General features: G+C 61.0%; 22 protein-coding genes and 1 tRNA gene. 12 read left to right on the plus strand and 11 right to left on the minus strand.

What is annotated here, in order from left to right; translation table 11 throughout:
- Window positions 1–155: 155 nt before the first annotated feature.
- The 4 genes from WA237_RS12730 to WA237_RS12745 all read left to right on the plus strand — a co-directional run bounded on the left by WA237_RS12730 (window position 156) and on the right by WA237_RS12745 (window position 2,731).
- A complete protein-coding gene (locus WA237_RS12730) occupies window positions 156–839 on the plus strand; it encodes an imm11 family protein (RefSeq protein WP_336098045.1) in 684 nt (227 codons plus the stop codon).
- A 33-nt stretch (window positions 840–872) separates the two neighbouring features.
- Window positions 873–1,427 (plus strand): hypothetical protein, encoded by a 555-nt coding sequence (locus WA237_RS12735; protein WP_336098046.1) that lies wholly within the window; start codon window positions 873–875, stop codon window positions 1,425–1,427.
- A 99-nt stretch (window positions 1,428–1,526) separates the two neighbouring features.
- The gene (locus WA237_RS12740) at window positions 1,527–1,808 is read left to right on the plus strand and encodes a YrhK family protein (protein WP_009813749.1); all 282 of its coding nucleotides are present in this window, start codon (window positions 1,527–1,529) and stop codon (window positions 1,806–1,808) included.
- Between the two features lie 53 nt (window positions 1,809–1,861).
- The gene (locus WA237_RS12745; protein WP_336098048.1) at window positions 1,862–2,731 is read left to right on the plus strand and encodes a hypothetical protein; all 870 of its coding nucleotides are present in this window, start codon (window positions 1,862–1,864) and stop codon (window positions 2,729–2,731) included.
- Window positions 2,732–2,790: 59 nt separating this feature from the next.
- Here WA237_RS12745 and WA237_RS12750 read toward each other — a convergent pair whose 3' ends face one another.
- From WA237_RS12750 to argH, 5 genes are all read right to left on the minus strand, one after another.
- Window positions 2,791–5,373 carry a TIGR02302 family protein gene (locus tag WA237_RS12750; RefSeq protein ID WP_336098049.1) on the minus strand — a complete coding sequence of 861 codons (2,583 nt, stop codon included), beginning with the start codon at window positions 5,371–5,373 and terminating at the stop codon, window positions 2,791–2,793.
- 37 nt (window positions 5,374–5,410) lie between these two features.
- Window positions 5,411–6,676, minus strand: coding sequence for a diaminopimelate decarboxylase (lysA, locus tag WA237_RS12755; protein ID WP_336098051.1), 1,266 nt, complete (start codon window positions 6,674–6,676; stop codon window positions 5,411–5,413).
- A 96-nt stretch (window positions 6,677–6,772) separates the two neighbouring features.
- Window positions 6,773–7,966 (minus strand): sugar-transfer associated ATP-grasp domain-containing protein, encoded by a 1,194-nt coding sequence (locus tag WA237_RS12760; protein ID WP_336098052.1) that lies wholly within the window; start codon window positions 7,964–7,966, stop codon window positions 6,773–6,775.
- A gap of 101 nt (window positions 7,967–8,067) precedes the next feature.
- The gene (locus WA237_RS12765) at window positions 8,068–8,253 is read right to left on the minus strand and encodes a hypothetical protein (RefSeq protein WP_216016141.1); all 186 of its coding nucleotides are present in this window, start codon (window positions 8,251–8,253) and stop codon (window positions 8,068–8,070) included.
- The gene (gene argH / locus WA237_RS12770) at window positions 8,250–9,641 is read right to left on the minus strand and encodes an argininosuccinate lyase (RefSeq protein WP_040617972.1); all 1,392 of its coding nucleotides are present in this window, start codon (window positions 9,639–9,641) and stop codon (window positions 8,250–8,252) included. Before argH ends, WA237_RS12765 begins: the two co-directional genes overlap by 4 nt.
- Before the next feature lie 34 nt (window positions 9,642–9,675).
- Here argH and WA237_RS12775 point away from each other — a divergent pair, with 34 nt between their 5' ends.
- Window positions 9,676–10,284 carry a TlpA family protein disulfide reductase gene (locus tag WA237_RS12775; RefSeq protein ID WP_336098056.1) on the plus strand — a complete coding sequence of 203 codons (609 nt, stop codon included), beginning with the start codon at window positions 9,676–9,678 and terminating at the stop codon, window positions 10,282–10,284.
- Between the two features lie 34 nt (window positions 10,285–10,318).
- On the opposite strand, the gene WA237_RS12780 is transcribed toward WA237_RS12775, so the two are convergent.
- The 3 genes from WA237_RS12780 to WA237_RS12790 all read right to left on the minus strand — a co-directional run bounded on the left by WA237_RS12780 (window position 10,319) and on the right by WA237_RS12790 (window position 12,633).
- Window positions 10,319–10,528 carry a hypothetical protein gene (locus WA237_RS12780; protein ID WP_336098057.1) on the minus strand — a complete coding sequence of 70 codons (210 nt, stop codon included), beginning with the start codon at window positions 10,526–10,528 and terminating at the stop codon, window positions 10,319–10,321.
- Between the two features lie 129 nt (window positions 10,529–10,657).
- Window positions 10,658–11,548 (minus strand): alpha/beta fold hydrolase, encoded by an 891-nt coding sequence (locus WA237_RS12785; RefSeq protein ID WP_336098058.1) that lies wholly within the window; start codon window positions 11,546–11,548, stop codon window positions 10,658–10,660.
- 50 nt (window positions 11,549–11,598) lie between these two features.
- Window positions 11,599–12,633, minus strand: a complete 1,035-nt coding sequence (locus WA237_RS12790; protein ID WP_336098059.1) for a helix-turn-helix domain-containing protein — start codon at window positions 12,631–12,633, stop codon at window positions 11,599–11,601.
- A 182-nt stretch (window positions 12,634–12,815) separates the two neighbouring features.
- Between WA237_RS12790 and WA237_RS12795 the strand changes: the two genes are divergently transcribed.
- Together WA237_RS12795 and WA237_RS12800 are read left to right on the plus strand one after the other, a co-directional pair.
- A complete protein-coding gene (locus tag WA237_RS12795; RefSeq protein ID WP_336098060.1) occupies window positions 12,816–14,699 on the plus strand; it encodes an SLC13 family permease in 1,884 nt (627 codons plus the stop codon).
- Window positions 14,700–14,763: 64 nt separating this feature from the next.
- Complete coding sequence (locus WA237_RS12800; RefSeq protein WP_336098061.1) at window positions 14,764–15,927, plus strand: alpha-hydroxy acid oxidase; 1,164 nt, start codon at window positions 14,764–14,766, stop codon at window positions 15,925–15,927.
- A gap of 13 nt (window positions 15,928–15,940) precedes the next feature.
- Here WA237_RS12800 and WA237_RS12805 read toward each other — a convergent pair whose 3' ends face one another.
- On the minus strand, window positions 15,941–16,801 hold the full coding sequence (locus WA237_RS12805) for an MBL fold metallo-hydrolase (protein ID WP_336098062.1): 861 nt from the start codon (window positions 16,799–16,801) through the stop codon (window positions 15,941–15,943).
- Window positions 16,802–17,001: 200 nt separating this feature from the next.
- Here WA237_RS12805 and WA237_RS12810 point away from each other — a divergent pair, with 200 nt between their 5' ends.
- On the plus strand, window positions 17,002–17,667 hold the full coding sequence (locus WA237_RS12810; protein WP_040617971.1) for a 50S ribosomal protein L25/general stress protein Ctc: 666 nt from the start codon (window positions 17,002–17,004) through the stop codon (window positions 17,665–17,667).
- A gap of 143 nt (window positions 17,668–17,810) precedes the next feature.
- On the opposite strand, the gene WA237_RS12815 is transcribed toward WA237_RS12810, so the two are convergent.
- Window positions 17,811–17,887 (minus strand) — tRNA-Arg (locus WA237_RS12815).
- 135 nt (window positions 17,888–18,022) lie between these two features.
- On the opposite strand from WA237_RS12815, the gene WA237_RS12820 reads away from it, so the two are divergent.
- Complete coding sequence (locus WA237_RS12820; protein WP_246557662.1) at window positions 18,023–19,048, plus strand: LacI family DNA-binding transcriptional regulator; 1,026 nt, start codon at window positions 18,023–18,025, stop codon at window positions 19,046–19,048.
- 9 nt (window positions 19,049–19,057) lie between these two features.
- Here the strand turns inward: WA237_RS12820 and aroA are convergent, their stop codons facing one another.
- Window positions 19,058–20,314: a 3-phosphoshikimate 1-carboxyvinyltransferase gene (aroA, locus tag WA237_RS12825; RefSeq protein WP_336098064.1), complete on the minus strand. Its 1,257-nt coding sequence runs from the start codon at window positions 20,312–20,314 to the stop codon at window positions 19,058–19,060.
- Between the two features lie 189 nt (window positions 20,315–20,503).
- Here aroA and WA237_RS12830 point away from each other — a divergent pair, with 189 nt between their 5' ends.
- The 3 genes from WA237_RS12830 to WA237_RS12840 all read left to right on the plus strand — a co-directional run bounded on the left by WA237_RS12830 (window position 20,504) and on the right by WA237_RS12840 (window position 23,286).
- The gene (locus WA237_RS12830; RefSeq protein ID WP_336098066.1) at window positions 20,504–21,025 is read left to right on the plus strand and encodes a hypothetical protein; all 522 of its coding nucleotides are present in this window, start codon (window positions 20,504–20,506) and stop codon (window positions 21,023–21,025) included.
- 155 nt (window positions 21,026–21,180) lie between these two features.
- Window positions 21,181–21,906, plus strand: coding sequence for an FkbM family methyltransferase (locus WA237_RS12835; protein WP_336098068.1), 726 nt, complete (start codon window positions 21,181–21,183; stop codon window positions 21,904–21,906).
- Between the two features lie 855 nt (window positions 21,907–22,761).
- Complete coding sequence (locus WA237_RS12840) at window positions 22,762–23,286, plus strand: metallophosphoesterase (RefSeq protein ID WP_336098070.1); 525 nt, start codon at window positions 22,762–22,764, stop codon at window positions 23,284–23,286.
- Window positions 23,287–23,321: the final 35 nt, after the last annotated feature.

The raw sequence follows: 23,321 nt of genomic DNA on the forward strand, positions 1-23,321 counted from the left end.
ACCCCCGGCCATCACCGCAGATCATCTGACGCCCCCAGGGCGCGCCCCGAAGGCCTGTCAGCCCATAAAGGCTTTCGTTACGCCCAAATTCCGCTAAACTACCCCGGCGGTCGGGCGGTTCCGGGCGTGTGTGTGGTGTCAGTTGTGAGGTGTGTATGACCTGGGGAGTGTTGAGTTCGAGCACATTTGGGGCAGCCTCGCCTGATGCGGACACAATTGGATATGATGAAGCCATCGAGAATTATTTCTATTCGGTCCTGACCGAGGACGAACAGAATGAATTGAATTCCGGGATGGGTGGCGTCCCTTGGACCAAGTTCAGCGATAAATTTGTAAAGGATCTGGGATGGCTCGCCGATCATGAGCGGCCAAAACGGTTTCGCTTGCAAAAAACCTATAAAGAGCTTTGCTCATTAATCTCTCTCGAAAACCGGCTTGCCGCTGTCGATAAACGGCTGAAAGACATCATCGAAGAGCTGGAGCCGGGGGTGCATCAATTCTGGCCCATCGAGTTGACCCAACCCAAGGATAAGCCCTACCCGGTGCCCTATTTCGGAATGGTGGTTCACAGCCATCTGAATTGTTTTCGGCTCGAAGAGTGCGATCCGGGCCATGCCGAGGACAAAAGCATCGGGGATCATATTCGGTATAGCATCAGAGGCAAATCGAGGGCCGACCTGAAAGGCGTCGCCATGTCGCGCACGGCCATCGGCTCGCACCATATCTGGCGCGAGAAATATTTGCACTCCCCTTGGTTTCTTCTCTCAGACAGGCTCGCTGCCCGCATTCAAGATGCCGGTCTCAAAATGCCCAAGCATTACCCGATGAAGGATGTCTGAAACGACACGCCCAACCATAGGAGGACCGCCGCGATGATCGAATGGGGCTCTTTGGAACTGCCGGAGTTGGACTATTGGGAAGGCGGGAGGGAAGTCGGTAAACATCACGCGGCAACCGGGCTGATCCACCGCCGCACCGGCGTGCGCGCGACTCATGCCACCTTACGGTATGAGGACAGAGGTCAAAACCGCGAGCTTCTTATCTATGCGCCGCCCGACGAAGAATGGCTGCTCCGGCTGCGCATCACGGGTGAAAATGGACTGCGCGGCCGTGTTGCAGCGCATCTCGGCCTTAGGAGTTTGCGCAACGAATTAACAGTAGATGAAAGGCTGGAAGCGATTTCGGCGTTTCTGCGTGACTTCGGCCAAGAGTATTTCTGCCAATTCATCCCCGAGCCCGGATTTGAAATGCCGGTCTGGACAGACGCGCGGCGTGACGCGGTCGTGATGATGATTTTCTGGCTGATGGAGGCAAGCATGCGCAACCCAAAACTGTCTGACCCTTACCCCTCCACCGTCACCTTCAAGGGCGATGTGCCCGATCTCTTCCTCGGCACCTATCGCAACCCGGCGTGGGAGCGCCTTTAGGCCATCCCCCCTCAAGGCACCGCAAAGCGGCCCGAAATGGAACTCACCCCCCGGTCCCCTCATTGACCCACATGAGGACATAGACACGGAGGGATCGAGATGAGCCTGTTCACCCATCGCAACCGGACGAAATCCGAACGCTCGCGCCGCACCTATGCGGCCTTTGAAATCGCCGATACGGTGATCGCCTTTCTCGCGGCCATCTGCTTTCTGATCGGCTCGGTGATGTTCATGTATGACGATTGGCACGGCGTCGCGCGCTGGCTCTTCGTGGCCGGCTCGGGCTTTTTCTGCCTCAAACCAACCCTGCGCCTCGTCCGCGAACTCCGCCTGGCGAGCATGGGCGACACCGATCATCTGGCGAAACGGTTTACGGTGTAGGGTCTCCCGGTCGCAAGCTTGCTATCAGCGCAATCCTCTCGCATCATAGGTGAATGAGTGTGTTTCGTTATCGTCACCATTACTTTGCCGAGTTACGTTTCTGGCCGCGTTATGCCGATATGTTCGCGATGCTCGACGGCAAGGCCCAAGGACTGCTTACCGCTGCCTCTCTCATGCTAGCAGCCTTCCTTCTTCTTTTCATAGACGACACCGTATTCCTGCATCTTGATTACGGTTTGCCCCTCTCTGAGGGCGAGAGTGCACAGAAATCGGGCCTGCTCTCATTTCTGGCGTTTTTCGGACTGTTATGCGTATCCGCGTCCACGCTCTTGCTGCTGCCCTTATCCGCCATCCGCGCCGATCCTGAGCGCCTGTTGACCGATAGAAAAATAGCCAAGTTCGAAGAATTTTTTGCCTCCGACACAGGCGAAATAGAACAGGAAGCGCGGATAGAGCAGTTCATCCGCCTTTACACCAGAACGGTCACAAGCCCGAGGGGCGACACCGGCCTGCCGCCGACCTTGTCACAGATGGGCCGCACGTGCGATGCAGCCGAGTTCGCGCTCTTCCGCTTTGTGCTTGAGATGGGACCTGTGGCCGACGCAGACGGGCCGCTGCCAGAGGCGGATCGCGCTGAATTCTTGACTACGGGATCCGAAGAACATCCTCTTTTTCTTCGCCGGGGCACAATTCACTCCTACCGTCGCGTCAAAGAAGAAGCGGATCAAATTTTCGGTCACCTGCGGGACACGGTCGAAGCGGCATTGCTGCGACGCCGGAACTGTTACCGACTGGCGCGCATACTCGTTCTCACCGCCTCATGCGCTATGTTCACAATTTTTTTGATCCAGGCAGTGGACGAACTAAGGCTTTCAATCTTATCGCCTGAGCCGGTCAATGAGACGATTTTGATTGCGCTGTAACACGCACTGTCGTCTTACCAACGCAATACCGACGTCTTACCGATGTGCGAATTTGCACCTCAGAACCGGTCGAGAAGTCTTTCTAGATAATTCCGCTCAATCTCGGGACGGTCGCCCTCGCCCGATCTGCGGCGGATTTCATCGAGCAATTCGCGGGCCCGGCGATAGACATCCTCGCCCTGAAGCAGATTGTCCTGGGTCCCGGTATGGCGGCCAAATCCCGGCTCGCGGCCAAGCGGATCGGCCCGTTGCTGCCCCGCCGCGCCCTCGGTTTCGCCCTGCCCGCCGGGCTGTTGGTTCTGCCGTTCCGCCATCGCCTCGCCGAGGCTGCGCATGCCTTCGCGCAGCGCCTCCATGGCCTGCGATTGCTGATCTATGGCCCCGGCCAAGTCGTTGTTGCGCAAGGCGTTTTCCGCCCCTTCCATGGCGTCACCCGCGCGGTCGAGCGCTTCGCGCGTGGCCTCATCCGCCGCCGATCCGCCGCCCGGCAGGTTGCCGCGTTGACGCTCCAGCTCACGGCGCAGCGCCTCTTGCCGTTCGGCCAGATTGCTCTCGCCCGAGGGCTGGCCTTCGCCCTGCCCCTGCTGGCTGCCCGGCGTCTGACCGCTGCCCTCGCCCCGGCCACCTTGGCCCTCATGGGACTGACCGCGCCCCTCGCCGCCACTGCGCCCTTCATTCTGCCCCGATTGGCCACTATTGGCCCCCGGATTGAACTGTTCCTGAAGGTCCCGAAACGCCTGATCCGACAGCCCCTGCTGCTCTCTCAACGTGTCCGCCAGACCCTCCATGGCCTCCTGTCCCTCGGACCCGCCCTGACCGCGTTCGGCCATCTGGAGATTTTCCATAAGCTCTTGGAATTCCTGCAAAGCCTGCTGCGCCTCGGCCATGCGACCCTGCTCCATCAGCTCCTGGATACGGTCCATCATATCCTGTAGATCCTGCTGGCTCAGCTCCATCGCATTGCGGTCCTGCTGCGGGCTGTCGAGCCCCTGATCCTCGTCGCGCTGGGCCTGCTGCATCTTCTGCCGGAGATAGTCCTGCGTGGCGTCGCGCAGCTCCTGCATGAGCTCGGCAATCTCGTCCTCGCTGGCCCCGTTGCGCATCGCCTCGCTGAGCCGTTCCTGCGCCTGCTGCATCCGCGCCAAGGCATCGCCGATATCGCCATCCTCGATGAGCACGGCAAGCTCCCACATCGCCTCGGCAATCTGGTCGCGCCGCTCGGCGGTAAAGGTGCCGCTTTCCATCGCCGTCTCCAGCCGCCGCAGGATGAACCGCAGCCGCAGATAGGCCGAGGCCGGGCGGAACAGCTTGTCCTCCGGCGCATGGGATATGGCCCGGATCACCTGCGCCACGCGACGGCCATTGTCCCGCGACCAGAGCAGATCGCGCCGCAGCTCGATCACCGCCGCCGCCACCGGATCAAAGAACCGCCGCGCCGGCAAGGGCATCTCATATGCCGCGCTCTGGCCTGTCTGCCCCGCCGCATCCTCGGCCTCGAGGGTCATCGTGACCGGCAGATGCGCCCAAGGGTGCTGTGACAGGTTCTCGACCAGCGTCTCGGAAAACTCGGCCCGGTCACCCGCGATAGGCAGCGGCAGGGTAAGCTCGATCGGCTCGCGCGCCTCGGGTGCTGTCGCGAGACCATAGCGCCGCTCGACCGCGTCCATATCGAGGCGGATGATCGCCTGACCACCGGTCACGCCATAATCGTCTACCGCCTTGAAAACCTGTTTCATTTGGCCGTCAAAGCTCGTCCGGCCCTCTTCGGGGATCAATGCGATTTGCGGGGCGAGATCGGGGCGCACGGCCACGACCCAGCCCTTGCCGCCCGGCCCGTCAATGCGCAGCTCGCCGCTCTGGGTCAGCGCGAAACTCTGCTCCGCATCGGTCGCCGCGCCAAGGTCCTCGGTCCGGCCCGAGACGGTTTCGGCAAGGCTCAGCGCGCCAAGCTCGCCATAGAACCGCAGGGTGATCCGGCTACCCTCGGGCACCTCAAAGGCCTCGGCCTGATCGGCGAGATAGAGGCTCGGCAGGCCGGTATAGGCGGGCGGCTCGATCCAGCCTTCCCAGACCGGTCCCTGCGCCAGCGCCGCGCCCGTGCCGCGCAGATCACGCACATCGCCGATCCGCCAGGCCGAGCCAAAGAGCATCGCCACCGCGAGGATCAACAGCGTGATATAGCGCAGCCCATGGGGATCGCGGCGCGACAGGCGCAGATCGGGCTGCACGGCCCGCGCGCCCGCCGCAGCCTCTTGCATCCGGCTCTGATGCCGGGCCCAGAGCGCCTCGGACGCCGCATCCCCCCGCCCCACCGCCTGCCGATCGGCCAGCGCCGCCAGCGGGCGCTGTGGGAGCATCGCATCCATCCGCGCCAGGGCCTCGCCCCGGCGGGGCCAGCGAAACCGCCATGCGCCCCAAGCGGCCAAGCCCAACGCCGCCAAAGCCGATCCCACCAGCAAGACCCAGAGAAATTCCAAAGGCAGCGCGTCCTGCAGCCCAAGCATCAGACCGCCCAGAAGAGCCGCGCAGAGGCACCATAGGGGCCAGAAACACCGCGCCACGCGCTCGGCCAGCATCCCCACCCATGTCAGGGCAAGGGGAAGCCGCAGGCGGCGCGTCACGGTCTCGGGCAGATCCGGCATATGTCCTCGACGGTCGCGGCGTGACGCGACCATCGCGTCACAACCATTCGGGGATGGTATCGCGATTTATCATCTCGTCAAAGCTCGGACGAGCCCGAATGACGGCGAATTGATGCCCATGGACCAGAACTTCGGGGATGAGGGGCCGGGTGTTATATTCGCTCGACATCACCGCGCCATAGGCCCCGGCACTGCGAAAGGCCACGAGATCCCCGGCGTTCAGCACCGGCAGGTTGCGCCCCTTGGCAAAGGTATCGCCGCTCTCACAGACTGGTCCGACCACGTCATAGGGGCGCTGTTCAGCGCCGGCCTGAGGCTCGATCACCGGCACGATATCGTGATGCGCGTCATACATGGCAGGGCGGATCAGATCGTTCATCGCGCCATCGAGGATGAGGAATTCGCGATCCTCGCCGGATTTCACATAGATCACCCGGCTCACCATCAGCCCTGCGTTCCCGGCCACAAGACGGCCCGGCTCAATCTCGATCTCACAGCCGAGATGGCCCAACTCTTCCTTGATCATCTTGCCATATTCCACCGGCAGCGGCGGTGCCTCATTGCCCCGCGCATAGGGAATGCCGAGCCCGCCACCAAGGTCGAGCCGCCGGATATCATGGCCTTCGGCGCGCAGGGTCTCAGTCAGTTCGGCCACCTTGCGATAGGCAAGGCGGAAGGGCTCGAGATCGGTAAGCTGGCTGCCGATATGCACGTCGATCCCAATGACTTCGAGCCCCGGCATCGCGGCCGCCTGGGCATAGACGTCGCGGGCGCGGGCAATCGGGATGCCGAATTTGTTCTCGCTCTTGCCGGTGGCAATCTTGGCATGGGTCTTGGCATCCACATCCGGATTGACCCGCACGGTGATCGGCGCCCGTGTCCCAAGCTCGAGCGCCACCTGGTTGAGCGCCGCCATCTCCGGCTCGCTTTCGACGTTGAACTGTCGGATGCCACCGGTCAGTGCGGCACGCATCTCGTCTCGGGTCTTGCCGACGCCGGAAAAGACGATCCTGTCGCCCGGCACCCCTGCGGCAATCGCGCGGGCATATTCGCCGCCCGACACCACATCCATCCCGGCCCCGAGCCGCGCCAATGTCTTGAGAATGGCCTGATTGCTCGCCGCCTTCATCGCATAGCAGACGAGATGGTCGACCCCCTCCAGCGCCTCGTCGAACAGACGGAAATGCCGTTCCAGCGTCGCAGTGGAATAGACATAGAAAGGCGTGCCCACGGCCGCCGCAATCTCGGGCACCGGGACATCTTCGGCGTAAAGCTCGCCGTCGCGATAGAGAAAATGATCCATAGGCTCGCGATTACGGCGAAACCCGTGGCGGATCAATGGAAAACGGCAGGCCCGCGCCGAAGCGATCGGGCCTGCCCTTTGTCAGCTAGGTCGAGCTCAATGCTTCTTTCTCTCTTCTTTTCGCTCCGCAGTCAGTTCAGAGAGAAGGCGCTTTGAGCGGCCAATCACCTGATCCAAAACAGGGGCAAAATCTTCGTTGTAGATGCCTCGACCGGTCGCCAGTTGATAGAGCATATGATGCGGGTTGGCGTTGCATTCGATGATCAGAGGGCCCTCTTCGGTCACGGCGATGTCCCAGCCGAAAACCCCGAAATTGGGATACAGCTGATGCGCCTGGGTTGTGATCTCGATCACCTTGTCCCAGTGGGGGATCTTCAACCCCCGAAAGGCACGCCCACTGACCGGATGGGTCAGCACTTCTTCGCGCGACGGCCCGGCGCCGCGACGACATTGCTGGATTTCGCCGGTCGTCGCATCGAGCTCGGCGATCATGCTGCCGCTTTGCCAGTAATTGTCCGACATCGCGTCAGGCGACGGGATTTTCCACAAGGCATAAAGCACATGAGGTGCGCCATCCTCGGCGAAAACCGTTGCAATGCGAAGCGTGCCCACGGCCTGACCGATCACAGCGGACAGGTCAGGGTGCTGAGCCACCGCGTCCTGCAGCAAAAAGCCGGAGCCATAGTCTTTTGCGACCGTCTCGGCAAAATCTGAGACAGGCGCCTGGCTGCCATTCGCCATGATGATTTCGTCGCGGCCTTCATCATAAGAGGTGATGAGGGCCGACCCGACGCTGCCAGACCCGACTGTGGGTTTCACGAAGAGCGGATAGCGTGCTTCCTGTCGCAGGAATGCGGACAAATCCTGCGCGCTGCGCAAAGTGGTGATATTCCCATGTGACCGGTGCTTTGACAGGGCGGCTTGCGTGCGCGTCGTGGAGAACCCAAGAGATTTAATGAGCGCGGAATAGAGGACCTTGTCGCTGATTAGGCTTCGCGCACGCAGGGTCATTTTCAGCGGCGAGAGGCGGCAGTTGAGCTTATAGCTGCCCTTCTCGCCAACAAATTGACGCTTCTGCGCAGAGTTCAAATCTGGGTGGTAAACGCCATTGCTGTAGTATTCGTCGAAACTGAGCTTGGTCGACCCGAAATTCAGGCTCAGCATTTCGCGCATCTGCCGGAACGGGCTCACCTTATGTTCGCGCGCCACCTCTACGATGAGTTCAGCCGCGGGGGATTTGGGCTTCTTCGCTTTCTCGAGAAGAGTTGCCTCCAGTACAGTATCCGACATTTTCACTCCTGCGCCATTCTAGGGGTTGGGTAGAATGTAGCCTGTGAATTTGTTCGAAATTGGGCAACAATCCGTAATAATCAAACCGGATTGATCACGATTTAAGATCGCCCCCCGAGGCCGAGACCGAAGGACCAGTTGCCCCGGCTCGCCGTGACTTCGGTGGCGCCATGCACGCCACCGCTGCCGACGCCGATGGTGGCGTTGATGCCGGGGCGGACGGGTTCACCATCCGCGCCGCAGGCTGCGAGGCTTGTCAGCAGGGCCAGAAGGCCAAGCGCTCTCATCCCAGTATCTCCTTCCAGCGGGCGGCCTGTTCGCGCACCCGCACCGGGGCCGTGCCGCCATAGCTTGTCCGCGAGGCCACCGAATTATGGACCCCGAGCACGTCGAATATATCACCGGTGATGTCCGAATGCACCGATTGCATATCCGCAAGGCTCAGATCCGGCAGATCGACGCCTTTGCCCTCGGCCATCGCCACCAGCGCGCCGGTGACGTGATGGGCATCGCGGAACGGCATGTCGAGCACCCGCACCAGCCAATCGGCCAAATCGGTGGCGGTGGAAAACCCGCTGCCCGCCGCAGCTTCGAGGCTCTCGCGGTTGGCGCTCATGTCCTTGACCATGCCTTCCATCGCCGCCAGTGCCAGCATCAGGTTGTCGGCCGCGTCAAAGACCTGTTCCTTGTCTTCTTGCATGTCCTTGGAATAGGCCAAGGGCAGGCCTTTCATCACCGTCATCAGCGCCACATTGGCCCCGAAGATACGCCCGATCTTGGCCCGGATAAGCTCTGCCGCGTCGGGGTTCTTCTTTTGCGGCATGATCGACGAACCGGTCGAGAACCGGTCGCTCAGGGTCACGAAACGGAACTGCGCCGAGGACCAGATCACCAGCTCTTCGGCCATCCGGCTCAGATGCATGGCGCAGATCGAGGCCGCCGAGAGGAATTCGAGCGCGAAATCGCGGTCGCTCACCGCGTCGAGCGAATTGGCCGAGGGCCGGTCAAAGCCCAGATCGCGGGCGGTCATCTCGCGGTCGATGGGAAAGGACGTGCCCGCCAGCGCCGCTGCCCCCAGAGGGCATTCGTTCATCCGCACCCGCGCGTCGCGCACCCGGCCCAGATCGCGGCCGAACATCTCGACATAGGCCATCATGTGATGTCCCCAGGTCACCGGCTGGGCGGTCTGCAGATGGGTAAAGCCCGGCATCACCCAATCGGCGCCCGCCTCGGCCTGCGACACAAGCGCACGCATCAGCGCCTGAAGCGCACCATCGACCGCATCGAGTTGATCGCGCACCCAAAGTTTGAAGTCGGTCGCGACCTGATCGTTGCGGCTTCGGCCCGTGTGCAAACGGCCTGCGGGCGCACCGATCACCTCTTTGAGCCGTGCCTCGACATTCATGTGGATATCTTCGAGCGCGGTCGAGAAATTGAACTCGCCGCTTTCGATTTCTGACAAGACGGTGAGCAGCCCTTCCCTCATCGCTTCGGCATCGCTATCTGAGACGATACCAGCGGCGGCGAGCATCGCCGCATGGGCGCGCGATCCGGCAATGTCCTGGGCCGCCATGCGCCTGTCAAACCCGATGGAGGCGTTGATCGCCTCCATGATCGCATCAGGGCCGGCGGCAAACCGGCCGCCCCACATCTGGTTCGAGGACTTTTGCGTCATAATATCGGACCTTTCGCCAAGAGGACTTTCGCCTATGTCTCGTTCCGCCCTCCTGTATATCGCCCTTGGCCTCTGTGCAATTGCAGCGGTGGCATTCCTCGCCCTGCGCGGCGCGGGCGACGCGGCCTCCGTCGATGGCGCGCCGTTGGGGCATGAGCCCGCTGAGATGCAAGCCCTGCTCGACGGCTCGATGAAAAAGCTGACCTTCCACAGCGCGGCAAAGCCGGTCCCCGAGGCGGTCTTCCTCACGGAAGAGGGCGGCGAGGCGACGCTCGCCGATTATCAGGGAAAATATCTGCTGGTGAATTTCTGGGCCACCTGGTGTGCGCCCTGCCGCAAGGAAATGCCAATGCTGGCGGCGCTGCAATCCGAGTATGGCGGTGAGAATTTCGAAGTGCTGACCATCGCCACGGGCCGCAACCCGCCGCCTGCGATGAAGGCGTTCTTTGCCGAGATCGGTGTCGACAACCTGCCGCTGCACCGCGACCCGAAACAGGTGGTGGCCCGCGCCATGGGGGTGGCGGGGCTTCCGGTGAGTGTACTGATCGACCCAGAAGGGCGAGAGATCGCGCGTATGCTAGGCGATGCCGAATGGGACAGCCCCAGCGCCCGCGCCATGATCGAGGCGCTGATCGCTCAGTAAGACGGCAGGGGCCGTTTGGGGGGGCGGACCGTCCTTAGCGGTCGCGGTCTTTGGTCACGGGCTTGGCCACCGTGCCCCGATCCGACGTCGACAGGGTGTTGTCGCGGGTGACCGCGTCACCTGCCGGACCGATGAACGAGCCTTCGGGCCACATGACCGGCAGGCTTGGCTCTGTCAGGAATGCCTGAGCAGGTGAGGCACCCACCAGACCTGCGCTCAAAAGAACAAATGCGAATCGCGTCATAATGTTTCTCCCCTAAATGATCTGATAGGGGGTCTTAGCCGCGCGGCGCCTGCCGCCTCTCGTCGCTTTCGAAATTGCGCCGCATTGTTCAGAATCGCACAGGATTTTCGAGAATCGAGCGCCTTCGCGCTAGGTCGCGTCAGCCAGCGCCTCAATCGCCGCGGCAAAGGCCTCTGGCGCTTCTTGCGGCAGGTTGTGGCCCACACCTTGCAGGATATGCCGCGCATAGGCCCCGGTGAACATTTCGCGGCTACGGTCCTCCTCTGTCGGTGGATCGACCCCGTCATCGCCGCCGAGCAGAACGACACTGGGCACGGTGATCTTGGGCTGTTTGGCCAAGCGCGCCTCGATCTCGTCATAGACCGGATCGCCCGGGACATCGCCCAAACGGTGCCGATAGGAATGCAGCACGATATCGACGAAATCGGGATTGTCGAACGACGGCGCGGTCGCCTCCCATGTCTTGGCTCCAAATTCCCAGCTCGGCGACCAGATCGACCAGATATGGTGGCAAAGCTCGGCGCGGTTGCGGATCAAGGCCTCCTGCCCGCGCCGGGTCTGGAAATAATAGATATACCAATAGCGCGCCTCTTCCTCGGCCGGGGCCGGCTGCCAGGCGTTGGCAATGTCCTGGATGTTATAGCCTTGGCCACAGCTGACCAATCCGCGCACCCGCTCGGGCCAGAGAGCGGCGACAATACAGGCCGCCCGCCCGCCCCAGTCATAGCCGCCGAGCAAGGCCCGCTCGATCCCCAACGCATCCATGAAGGCCAGCAAATCCACACCGATCGCCGCCTGCTGGCCGGACCGCATCCGGTCGGGTGACAGAAACCGCGTCGGACCATAGCCGCGCAGATAGGGCACAAAGCAGCGATAGCCGCGATCGGCGAGCGCCTCGGCCACCTCATCATAGGCCCGCGCATCATAGGGAAACCCGTGCAAGAGAATGACGGGATCGCCGGTTTCTGGCCCAATCTCATGGTAATGGATGTCGAGACATCCTGCTTCAATGGACTTCATCGGCTTATCCCTCGCGCACTCGTGACCCTGGTTCACTCAGGCCCTCTATATCAGGCGAGGACCGCCCCGTCATTCTCGAGCCTATCACGCCGATAATCCCGAGGGCTCTGACCGGTCAGAGCGCGAAACGCCTTGTTGAACGGGGCAAGCGAGGCAAAGCCGCAGTCATAGGCAATCTCGAGGATCGTCTTGTCGAGGTTTTCTGGCGCCAGCAGCGCCGCCTTGGCCGCATTGATCCGATAGCCATTCACGAAGGCGGGGAAGTTGCGATACCCCAGATCGCGGTTGATCGCCTTGCGCAAGCGATGTTCCGGCACGCCGAGCTCTTCTGCCATGCCGCCAATGGTCAGCCCTTCGCGCCGCCAGAGCTCTCCCTCCATGGCTGTCCGCACCCGTGTGACCAGCATGGCATCCGCCGCCGCCACATCGGCGGCAGGCACCGGGTCGCGCAGTGCCTCTTCTGCCCAAAGATCATGACCGGGTTCGAGCGCCCGCCCGGCAAAGACCATCATCATCACGAAGAGAAACGCCACATGGCCCGTGTCCATCCAAGGCGGCGGCAGCCCCGGCAGGTGCACGATCTCGATCATCCGCCAGCCGATGGCATAGACGAGGATGAGACTGGCAAAGATCACCCGAAACCCACGCCGACCTTCGACCAGATCGCCGCGCCTGCTGTGCATCAACACGGCGATCAGCCCGGCATAGAGCAGCAGCATGGGAAGTGCCTGCACATACCACGGCCCCAGATCGAACAGACAGGCCAGCGCCACGATCCCCGCGAGACCAAAGGCCGGGCCGGCAATCGCTCGGCGCTCGGGCCGGTCGAGAAACACGTCGAGGACGAACCATGTGAGAACCAGCGGCAGGAGAGCAGTAACCATCTCGGTGGCTTGGCGTGCAGGCTCGGGCCAGTCGCCGCTGATCGCCGAGGCCAGCGCCAAATGCGCGGCAAGGCTGAGCGCGAGTGCCCCCAATGACCAGGATTTTCGGCGCGTGGCCGGGTTTGCCCAGACAAGATAGAATTTCATCAAGGGAATGCTGATCACTGCCCCCCGCAGCATCAGATCCAGTTCCGCTGGCACAGCCCGCTCCTTTGTCCACCCGCGATCAGTATAGCCCGAATCCCCCTTCACTCTCGTCAATTTTTGGAAATCGAGTGCTATTCAAGGAATCGAGCAGTCCGCCAAGCGCCGCCCCCACTTGCGAAAAATTTGACCGCTGCCGCTTTTGCCCGCAGACTGGAGCGGTAAAGTGGGAGGTGTGTATGGACCCGGTTGTGTTCACTCTCGAGATGGGCGTCGTCATGGCGGCGCTCGCGTTCACGGTGTTTCTCTTCGTGACGGAAATCATTCGCGTCGATCTCGCGGCGATCCTTGTTCTCGTTCTCATCGGCATCCTGAGTTACGTGCCCGGTCTCGGCAATCTGGCCGATGTGAACCGGCTCTTTGATGGGTTTGCCTCAAACGCGGTGATCTCTATCATCGCGGTGATGATCGTGGGGGCCGGGCTCGACAAGACCGGCATCATGAACAAGGTCGCGGCACAGATCCTCAAGCGCGGCGGCAATTCCGAGACCCGGGTCATGCCCATCGTGTCGGGCACGGTGGGCTTCATCTCCTCCTTCCTGCAAAACGTAGGCGCGGCGGCGCTTTTCCTGCCGGTGGTCAGCCGTATTTCGGCGCGCACAGGCATCCCGCTGTCGCGTCTTTTGATGCCGATGGGGTTTTGTGCGATCCTCGGCGGGACGATGACGATGGTTGGCTCCTCGCCGCTCATCCTGCTCAACGATCTGATCGACACCGCCAACAAGGGCCTGCCCGCGGATCAGCAGATGGCGCCTTTCGGCCTCTTTTCGGTCACCCCGATCGGCGCGGCGCTGATCCTGACCGGCATTGCCTATTTCTTCTTTCTCGGCCGTTACGTCCTGCCCGGGTCGGGTGCGAAACCGGATGCTGGGGCCGGGCATGGCACTTCGGATTATCTCGAACGGGTCTATGGGCTCAGGGCGCAGGTGTTCGAGGTCGATGTTCCTGAATTCAGCCCCCTGGTGGGAGAGATCTTGGCGGATATAAACCTCAGGAACAATCTCTACATCATCTCAACATTCTATCGCGGCAAGGTTTCGATGGTGCAGATCCTTACCGCCGAAATTGCCGCCCCCTGCCGTCTCGCCATCATTGGCAAGGAAACCGTGGTCCGCGATTTCGCCATACGTTACGGGCTCACCATCCGGCCTGAATTGGACGTCTTTGCAGAGGAGTTTGCGCCCACCAATGCCGGCATCGCCGAGCTGGTGATCCCGCCCGATAGTAAGCTCATCGGCAAATCCCCTCGAGACCTCTTGCTGCGCAAAACCTATGGGCTGTCGCTGCTCGGGATCCACCGCGGCGAAGATACGCTCAGCCATGTGGAATATGGCGACCACAAACCGACCGCCATCGGGCTCGTGCCGTTTCAGGCGGGTGACATGCTCGTGGCGCACACCCGCTGGGACAATCTGATGCGGCTCAAACGGGATCGCGATTTCGTCGTGGTCACTGCCGATTTCCCCCAAGATGAGCTGCGCCCGCACAAGGTCGGCTGGGCGCTCACCTTCTTCCTGCTGTCGCTGTCGATGATCCTGTTTACCGATGTGCGGCTGTCGCTCTGCCTGCTCACCGGCGCCGTGGGGATGATCCTGAGCCGTGTCCTGTCCATCGACGAGGCCTATCGTGCGGTGGGCTGGAACACGGTTTTCCTCTTGGCGAGCCTGATCCCCTTGGGTCAGGCGGTGCAGAACACCGGCACCGCCGAATGGATCGCCCAACAGATTCTCGTGGCGCTTGACGGCTGGCCCATCTGGTCGCTGCAATTGGGCGTGGCCATCCTTGCCACCGCATTTTCGCTGGTCATGTCGAATGTCGGTGCGACGGTGCTGCTGGTGCCGCTTGCGGTGTCGATTGCCGTGGCCTCGGGCGCCAACCCGGCGGTCTTTGCGCTCACCGTGGCGATATCGACATCGAACAGCTTTATCATCCCGACCCATCAGGTGAACGCGCTGATCATGGGGCCTGCAGGCTATAAGGTCACCGACTTCATCCGCTCGGGCGGGATCATGACGCTGCTGTTCCTCGTCGTGTCGATGGTCATGCTCAATATCGTCTTCTGAGTTTGACCGCCCCGCCCCCAACCGGTAACAAAACCTAACCAGATTTTGCCAGAAGGGTCCGACCATGCCGGTGATCACCAATATTGACGATCTCAAACGCATCTATCGCCGGCGCGTGCCCAAGATGTTTTATGATTACGCCGAAAGCGGCAGCTGGACGGAACAGACCTTTCGCGCCAACACAACCGATTTCTCTGAGCTTCTGCTGCGGCAGCGGATCGCGGTCGACATGGGCAACCGCACGACCCGGACCCAGATGATCGGACAGGATGTGTCGATGCCCGTAGCTCTGGCGCCGGTGGGGCTCACGGGGATGCAATGCGCCGATGGCGAGATCAAGGCCGCCCGCGCGGCAGAGGCGTTCGGCGTGCCCTTCACCCTCTCGACCATGTCCATCTGTTCGATCGAGGATGTGGCGGAACACACGGAAAAGCCCTTCTGGTTTCAGGTCTACACGCTCAAGGACGACGATTTCATGCAGCGTCTCTTTGACCGGGCCAAGGCCGCGCAATGTTCGGCCGCGATGATCACCGTCGATCTGCAAGTGCTGGGGCAACGCCACAAGGACATCAAGAACGGCCTCTCAGCGCCGCCGAAACTCACGCCGAAATCCGTGGCCAACATGATGACCAAGGTGCATTGGGGGCTCGGGATGCTCGGCACCAAGCGGCGCTTTTTCGGCAATATCGTGGGCCATGCCAAAGGGGTCACCGACCCCTCGTCGCTGAGTTCCTGGACCGCCGAGGCCTTTGACGTTTCGCTTGATTGGGACCGCATTCGTACCTTCCGCAAGATGTGGGACGGGCCGCTGATCATCAAGGGGATCATCGACGAGCGCGACGCGCTCGAGGCGCTGAACGTGGGTGCCGATGCGATCATTGTCTCGAACCATGGCGGGCGGCAGCTCGACGGGGCGCTGAGCGCCATTCGCGCCCTGCCCCGGATCATGGATGCGGTGGGCGACCGGATCGAGGTTCATCTCGACAGCGGCATCCGCTCGGGTCAGGATGTGCTCAAGGCCGTCGCCATGGGGGCCAAGGGCACCTATATCGGGCGGGCCTTTGTCTATGGGCTGGGCGCGATGGGCGAGGCGGGGGTGACCCGCGCGCTTGAGGTCATCCACAAAGAGCTCGATGTATCGATGGCCTTTTGCGGCCACCGGGACATCAAGACCGTGGATCGCGACATCCTGATGATCCCGCGCGATTTCTCGGACAAGTGGCTCTGACTCGAAACCAAGTTCAGACGGCGATCCGCATCCCGTCCCGCCCAAGGCTAAGCCGTCCCTGCCAGGTTTCGCGCACGGCCGCCTCCCAAAGGGCGGGGGTCAGGGACGGGTCGGCCCCCGGCACGAAATGGGTCAACGCCAGATGATTAACCCCGGCGAGGCTGGCAATGCGCCCGGCCTCCTGCGCGGTGGTATGGCTCTGCATCAAATGCCGTTTGAGACGCCCATCGGTCAGGTTCAGCCCGGCGCAGAGCGCATCAACCCCCGCCTCGAGCAATGCCTCATGCACCAACAGATCGGCCCCTTCGGCAAAGGCGATCAACGGCTCAAAATAGGCGGTATCACCCGAGAGCACCGCGCGCTTGCCCATTGCCTCGAACCGCAAGGCATAGCTCTCAGTGATCGGAGGGTGATGATTGCGCAGCGCGTCGATACGCAACCCGCTATCGTCAAGCAGCAGACCTTCCGACATCTCTTCGATCTGCGCCAAGGCTGCGAGATCACAGCGCCCCTCGTCTTCGATCCGAAGATCGATGTCAAAGCTCATGGAGGCGAGAAAGCCCTCCCAATAGGCCCCAAGGCCCCGTGGCCCGATCACGCGGACCGGGCGGGTCAGCCCGCCAACCCAAGCCGTGTGCAGAAATGGCCCCAGTTCGAGGTAATGATCGCTGTGCAGATGGGTGATGAGGATCGTATCGACTTCACGCGGATGAACGCCCTGATCGCAGAGGCCGCGCGTCGCCCCGAGCCCCGCATCGACAAGGATAACCCGCTCGCCAATCCGCAACAGGTTCGAGGCCGGCATGTTCGAGCCGGGCGCAATCGCAGGCCCACCCTTCACCCCCAAGAGCGCCACATCAAACATCCGAATCATCTCCCCTCGCCCCGGCCTTGCCGCGCGCTGCACCCCGCGTGTCGACGCCTCATTCCGGCCCAAGCGCGATGATCGCAGATCAATTTGCCCCCGCAAGGCGGAATATCCCTTTTCAAAAGGGGTAAATTGGACTATCGGCACGGCTTCACGCGGGACTACAGCCTTGGAGGAGTCCCGCCCTATGTAGATGGAGAATACACATGGCTGGATCAATTCCTGATCTTCACGCCCAGGAACGCACGGGGACGGGCAAGGGCGCCGCTCGTGCAGCACGCCGCGAAGGCATGGTTCCGGGTATCGTTTTCGGTGGCGACGCAGAGCCCCTGCCGATCAACATCCCGTTCAACGAGCTGTTCAAGCGTCTCAAGGCCGGCCGCTTCAAGTCGACCCTGTTCAACCTCAAGGTTGAAGGCCAAGAAGACGTCCGCGTGATCTGCCGCGACGTGCAGCGCGACGTGGTCAAAGACCTGCCGACGCACCTCGACCTGATGCGCCTGCGCCGCACCACCAAGATCAACCTCTTCATTCCGCTGGACTTCACCAACGAAGAAGAGTGCCCCGCGATCAAAAAAGGCGGTGTGCTGACCACGGTGCGGAACGAGATCGAACTGATCGTGACCGCCGGCGATATCCCCGACGCGATCGAAGTCGACCTGACCAAGATCGAGAACATCGGCGACACCATCACCATCTCGATGATCGACCTGCCGAAAGGCGCCAAGCCGACCATCGAACGTGACTTCGTGATCTGCAACGTTTCGGCTCCGTCGAGCCTGAAATCGCAGGAAGACGAAGAGGATGATGCAGAAGAAAGCACAGAAGCCACCGAAGTGGCTGAAGACGCGGCAGAAGGCGGCGAAGAATAAGCCCCACCCGCGCTTCCCTCATTGGGACAGTGAGAACGCGGCGCCCCTCGGGCGCCGCGTTTGCGTTTGGGCCGCGGCAATCGATCAAGGATTGCGCCAAGACTGCGCGGCGAGGATCGGCATTTGGTGAAATTGGGTGAATATGGTGACCCCGGCAGGATTCGAACCTGCAACCTGCCCCTTAGGAGGGGGCTGCTCTATCCAGTTGAGCCACGGGGCCGTTGTCCCGATCCATAGCCGGGCGTGGCGAGAATGTCACCGGGCGATTGACCACTATCGCGGCTCTCTGTGACGCTTGATCCACAGCCACCGTTCGCGATAACATTTTCCAAGCATTTCCAGAAAGGTGACTGCCTTGGCCCGATCAGACAACCGCCCGCTCACCCTGCGCGATGTATCCGAGGCCTCTGGCGTCTCCGAGATGACGGTAAGCCGGGTGCTGCGCAATCGCGGCGATGTCTCTGCCGCCACCCGCGAACGGGTGCTGGAGAAGGCCAAGGAGCTTGGCTATGTGCCCAACAAGATTGCCGGCGCACTGGCCAGCCAGCGGGTCAATCTTGTCGCGGTGATCATCCCGTCGATGTCGAACATGGTCTTTCCCGAGGTGATGACCGGGATCAGCCAGGCGCTCGACGACACGCCTTTGCAGCCCGTCGTCGGACTGACGGATTACAGCCGCGAAAAAGAGGAAAAGGTTCTCTACGAGATGCTCTCCTGGCGGCCGTCGGGCGTGATCATCGCCGGGCTCGAACATTCCGAGGCCTCGCAGGCCATGCTCAAGGCATCGGGCATCCCGGTGGTCGAGATCATGGATGTGGATGGCACGCCGGTGGATTCGGTGGTGGGCATTTCGCATCGCCGCGCCGGGCAGAAGATGGCCGAGGCGATCCTCAAGGGCGGCTATCAGAATATCGGCTTTCTCGGCACCAAGATGCCGCGCGACCATCGGGCCAGAAAGCGGTTCGAAGGGTTTACCGAGGCGCTCGCCAAGAAGGGCGTCGAGATCATGGACCGCGAATTTTATTCCGGCGGCTCCGCCCTCGCCAAGGGACGCGAGATGACCCAGGCCATGCTCGAACGCGAGCCGGAGCTGGATTTCCTCTACTATTCCAACGATCTGATCGGCGCGGGCGGGCTTCTCTACCTGCTCGAGCAGGGCGTCGACATTCCGGGGCAGATGGGGCTTGCCGGGTTCAACGGGGTGAGCCTGCTCAAAGGGCTTCCGCGTGAATTGGCGACCATGGATGCCTGCCGCAAGGAAATCGGCATCAAGGCCGCCGAGATCATCGCGCGCCGGGTCGAAAACCCGGACCGGACCGAGCCCGAGCGCATCGTCCTGGAACCGACGATCAGCTATGGGGATACGCTGCGCCGTCCGTGACGACGCGTGTCAGGTGAAGGCGATCTCGACCCCGAGGCCAGCCAACACCGCCCAATAGTTCGGAAAGGTCTTGGACACGCAATCCGGGTCTTCGATGGTGATCCCATGGATGCGCAGCCCGGCCAGCGCAAAGCACATGGCAATGCGGTGGTCGGCATAGCTGTCGATGCGCGCAGGCTGCGTCTGTCCCGAAAGGGCGGGGTCGGCATGAACGATCAGATCGTCCCCCTCCACCGTGGCCAAATCGGCGCGAATGCGGGTTAGTCCATCGCGCAGCGCCTCGACCCGGTCGCATTCCTTCACGCGCAGATTGGCAATCCCGGTGAACCGCACCGGGCGCGTGTTGAACGCAGCCAGAACCGCCAGTGTCGGGATCGCGTCCTGCATCTGTGATCCCTCGATCTCAGCCGGCATATCGGGAAAGGCCGCGATCAGGGCGTGGGCCGCTGCATCGGGCTGGTTCATCGACGCGGGCTCGGCCCCGGTGTCGATCTCGCCCCCGGTCAGCACCTCCGCCGCCCAAAGATAGGTCGCCGCGCTGGCGTCGGGCTCGATCGCGTAATCGGCCGCGCGATAGCCGCCCGGCTGGATGACGATCCTGTTCTCGGCCGGAAAGCTCACCTCGGCGCCAAAGGCGCGCATCACGGCGGCGGTGATCTGCAAATAGCCCACAGCGCCAATCTTGCCGCCCTCGATGTGAATGCGGGTCTCGTCCTTGGCCATGGCCGCAAGGATCATGATGGCCGAAATATATTGGCTCGACAGCGCGCCGCTCACCGTGACATCGCCGGTGCGAAACGCGCCCGTGCCCATGATCTCGACCGGGGGGCAGCCGGTGGGTGCCTTGGCCGCCACCCCGAGGCTCACCAGCGTGTCGATCAGGGGCGCAATCGGGCGTTTCTGCATATGTTCGTCGCCGGTGATCGTCACCGGCCCGTCGACAAGCGCCACCGCCGCCGTGAGAAACCGCACCGCCGTGCCCGCATTCCCAAGGAAAAGCGGGGCGTCGGGCTGGCGTAAACCGCCCTGCCCGGTGATCCGCAACGAGGTCTCGCTCAGCTCCTCGATCTCCACCCCCATTTGCCGCAGCGCGGTCATCATGTGGCGCGTGTCGTCGCTGCGCAAAAGCCCGGTGAGCGTGCTCGTGCCCTGTGCCAGCGCCGCCACCAGAAGCGCCCGGTTGGTCACTGACTTCGACCCCGGCAAAGTCACCGCCCCGGTGAGCGGTTCGGCAGGCGGGGTGAGTGTGGCTGTGTCACGTGTCATGGCGGTGATCTCTTGGGCATCTTCGGGGCAGGGTCCTGCGCCTGTCTGGCACGATCCCCGCGCCGGGGCAATCTCCGGGGCAATCTCTGGCCGGTTTCACCGTCGATATCCGCACGCCCTTGTAATCGGTCAGTGATCGCTCTCTAATTCCCTATGCTGTGAACGGTCCCTTGGTGAGGAGTGGTGGAGATGCGGCTCAAGGCGATAGCTTGGTGTTGCGGCGCGGTGCTGACGCTGGTTGGCTGTACCGTCGATCAAAGCCCCGGCCAGCTCTATCAGGCGGGCAAACCGCTTGGCTTTGCGGCCTACAAGGCGGGTGCGACGCCCGAGACGATCAAGCGCGATGATCTCAACTGCACGATCGAGGCCACGCAACGGGTGCCGCAGAACACCCAGATCCGCACCACCCCGACCTATGCCGTCCCTGGACGCAGCTATTGCCGTCAGGTCGGCGGGCAAACGCGGTGCAGCATCACCCCGCCGGTCATCTATGGCGGCAACACCTATTCCTACGATGCGAATGCGGGCCTGCGACGAGCCGCCAAGAACCAGTGTATGGCCGATCTGGGCTACCGCCCCGCTCAGATCCCGCCCTGCGCAGAGGGGATCACGCCCCAGCACCTCAAATCTCCGGGCAAGGGCTTTCCCCGCCTGACACGCGAAACCTGCTTTATCGCGTCAGAGAGCCAGTATTTCATCGGAGAGCCGTGAAGCAACAGCCGCAACTCCGAACAACACACAAACAGCACAAAGGCAGGGCCTCCTTTACATCAATGAGCCGCCGCTTTGCGTGATTGCTATTTGGATGCCCGGATGTATGGTTAGCCACTGGTAACAAGTATTTAGTGTAACGTGGTAGTGTATGCATGTCGCAGCTTAAACTTAGCATGGAGGCTCAGAATCCGTCCGGATTGTTTGAGAGCCTCTTATCAATTGGTCAAAACCTTCCGGGAAAACTCGGGTATATTTGCTATCGAAAATTAAAACGCCGATACCGATATCGCAATGCGCAGGCTTGGCAATTGCTGGTCGACGATCTCGGGCCGGGCGACCTGTGCATCGATCTTGGGGCAAATCTCGGCGTCGTCACACTGCAGCTTGCAGGAACCGGCGCCGATGTCATCGCTTTCGAGCCCGATCCTGACACCTTCGCGATGCTTGAGACCAATGTCGGCGTCGGAGCAAATGTTACCCTCGTACAAAAGGCGGCTGGTCATAGGTATGATCACCTGCCTCTCAAACGCTCGAAACGGCTGCATGAGGATTTCGACAGGTTCTCCGAAGCTTCCTCTCTCGTCCGACAAGATGCCGCGATGGACCTTGAAAATACCGTTGAGGTCGAGGTCGTCGATTTCCCCAAGTTTCTGGCAGGTTTGAATCGTAATGTCAGGCTGATCAAAATGGACATCGAAGGGGCGGAGTGGGACCTTCTCCAAGCGCTGCTCGATCATCCGGTCCTGGGCCGGATCGACTGTATCTTTGTCGAGACCCATGAGTGGATGAACCCGGCCAAATACATGCCCTTGGCCGCCCAGCTTCAGAAGCGTGCAGAAGATATGGAGCGCCCCTATCTCAACCTATTCTGGCACTAGCAGAGGCAAATGTGACAGCAACCCAACGCACAGGGCGTCACTTGGCGATCCCGGAAGGACTCGAACCCTTATCTTACCCAGCCGCAGATGTTAATACCTGCTAAGCTGCTATTTTTGCACGCGAATGTTCACGCTTCCCCGGTAGTATCAATGCGTACTATGCATACACATTAACATCGCGCGAGGTAGCCGCCTTTAATCCCGTCGGATTTAGACTGCAATGAGAGGCGAACGCTCTCATATTAAGGGCTGTAGAGAGCCTCTCATTGCATGCCGCTAAGCGGCATTGACCTAAGCCCTTTAACGGACGCCTTGTACCCGGCGCCTTCCTTGTTATGGGGTCATCTGCTGTACAGCGTCAGGGATCACTTCAGGGCACTTCAACATTCCCAATGGCACGTCGGCGGGCATTTAGCCTTGAAAAGCAAACCAAAAGCTCATAGCAATGCAGCCATGTCAAGCAGCGCCCTCATATCATTCAACGATTGAATTAACCCCTTCTGGGGCTTTTCAGGGTCGCGTCCATTATTTTCAGAAGCTACAGCCTGCAAAGCTCCATCTGACTACTTGTTATTCGGATGGCCTACATGACAGTTAAAATTCCCTTCCTCACCCGAGTCCGCTACTTTTCGTTGGAGAGCGACCGCGTTGAAGAACGCCTTACATCCCACCTAGAGCATCTGCGAAGCGCCAAAGCCAATCACCACGACATCGATCTAAGCGTGGCAGACGAAACGAAGATCAAAAGGCGTGCGAAATTCATTCGCTACCTCCGCAAAGACTATCTTTCGCCCCGCTCGTTGAGATGCGAATCCTTGTGCAAATTGCCAATCTTGATGTGAGGGGATGTTTTAAATGGCAAATTGGTACACCGCCGATCTTCACTTCAATCACACCAACATCATCCGGCATTGTTCACGCCCTTTCGCTTCATCAGCGGAGATGGACAAAGAGATTTTACACAGGATGCAGTGTGTAGGGGACGAGGATCACCTTTGGATTCTTGGGGATTTCGCATTCGCTAGAAATGCTGTAAGCAGACGCTATGTTGCAGACCTGTTCGAAGCCATTCCAGGACATAAACACCTCGTTAGGGGCAACCATGACCACAAGAGCACAAACAATCTTCCGTGGGCATCAGTACAGGATTTGGTCGAAATTAAAGACCAAGAGCAGAATCTAGTGCTGTGTCATTATCCGTTGATCACTTGGAATAAAGCGCGCTATGGGACCCTGCATCTGTTTGGCCATGTTCACAATGAATTTAAGGGGTATAAAGGCGCTGTCAACGTCGGGGTGGATTGTTGGAACTTCAGACCATTAAGTCTGTCAGAGATCAATTCTCGAGCTAAACAGTTTGCATCCCAACCAAAACCTTAGATTGACAGCAGTTAACCCCCCCAAAAAGCGCTGAG

The organism is Roseovarius sp. CH_XMU1461 (assembly GCF_037027165.1).
Lineage (GTDB): Bacteria > Pseudomonadota > Alphaproteobacteria > Rhodobacterales > Rhodobacteraceae > Roseovarius > Roseovarius nubinhibens.

Coding starts and splice junctions, on each gene's coding strand:
- aroA (WP_336098064.1), bottom strand. CDS start 20,314: ATGACACGTGACACAGCCACACTCACCCCGCCTGCCGAACCGCTCACC.
- WA237_RS12735 (WP_336098046.1), top strand. CDS start 873: ATGATCGAATGGGGCTCTTTGGAACTGCCGGAGTTGGACTATTGGGAA.
- WA237_RS12765 (WP_216016141.1), bottom strand. CDS start 8,253: ATGAGAGCGCTTGGCCTTCTGGCCCTGCTGACAAGCCTCGCAGCCTGC.
- WA237_RS12835 (WP_336098068.1), top strand. CDS start 21,181: ATGTCGCAGCTTAAACTTAGCATGGAGGCTCAGAATCCGTCCGGATTG.
- WA237_RS12740 (WP_009813749.1), top strand. CDS start 1,527: ATGAGCCTGTTCACCCATCGCAACCGGACGAAATCCGAACGCTCGCGC.
- WA237_RS12760 (WP_336098052.1), bottom strand. CDS start 7,966: ATGTCGGATACTGTACTGGAGGCAACTCTTCTCGAGAAAGCGAAGAAG.
- argH (WP_040617972.1), bottom strand. CDS start 9,641: ATGACGCAAAAGTCCTCGAACCAGATGTGGGGCGGCCGGTTTGCCGCC.
- WA237_RS12805 (WP_336098062.1), bottom strand. CDS start 16,801: ATGATTCGGATGTTTGATGTGGCGCTCTTGGGGGTGAAGGGTGGGCCT.
- WA237_RS12810 (WP_040617971.1), top strand. CDS start 17,002: ATGGCTGGATCAATTCCTGATCTTCACGCCCAGGAACGCACGGGGACG.
- WA237_RS12840 (WP_336098070.1), top strand. CDS start 22,762: ATGGCAAATTGGTACACCGCCGATCTTCACTTCAATCACACCAACATC.
- WA237_RS12780 (WP_336098057.1), bottom strand. CDS start 10,528: ATGACGCGATTCGCATTTGTTCTTTTGAGCGCAGGTCTGGTGGGTGCC.
- WA237_RS12795 (WP_336098060.1), top strand. CDS start 12,816: ATGGACCCGGTTGTGTTCACTCTCGAGATGGGCGTCGTCATGGCGGCG.
- WA237_RS12800 (WP_336098061.1), top strand. CDS start 14,764: ATGCCGGTGATCACCAATATTGACGATCTCAAACGCATCTATCGCCGG.
- WA237_RS12750 (WP_336098049.1), bottom strand. CDS start 5,373: ATGCCGGATCTGCCCGAGACCGTGACGCGCCGCCTGCGGCTTCCCCTT.
- WA237_RS12775 (WP_336098056.1), top strand. CDS start 9,676: ATGTCTCGTTCCGCCCTCCTGTATATCGCCCTTGGCCTCTGTGCAATT.
- WA237_RS12745 (WP_336098048.1), top strand. CDS start 1,862: ATGAGTGTGTTTCGTTATCGTCACCATTACTTTGCCGAGTTACGTTTC.
- WA237_RS12730 (WP_336098045.1), top strand. CDS start 156: ATGACCTGGGGAGTGTTGAGTTCGAGCACATTTGGGGCAGCCTCGCCT.
- lysA (WP_336098051.1), bottom strand. CDS start 6,676: ATGGATCATTTTCTCTATCGCGACGGCGAGCTTTACGCCGAAGATGTC.
- WA237_RS12830 (WP_336098066.1), top strand. CDS start 20,504: ATGCGGCTCAAGGCGATAGCTTGGTGTTGCGGCGCGGTGCTGACGCTG.
- WA237_RS12785 (WP_336098058.1), bottom strand. CDS start 11,548: ATGAAGTCCATTGAAGCAGGATGTCTCGACATCCATTACCATGAGATT.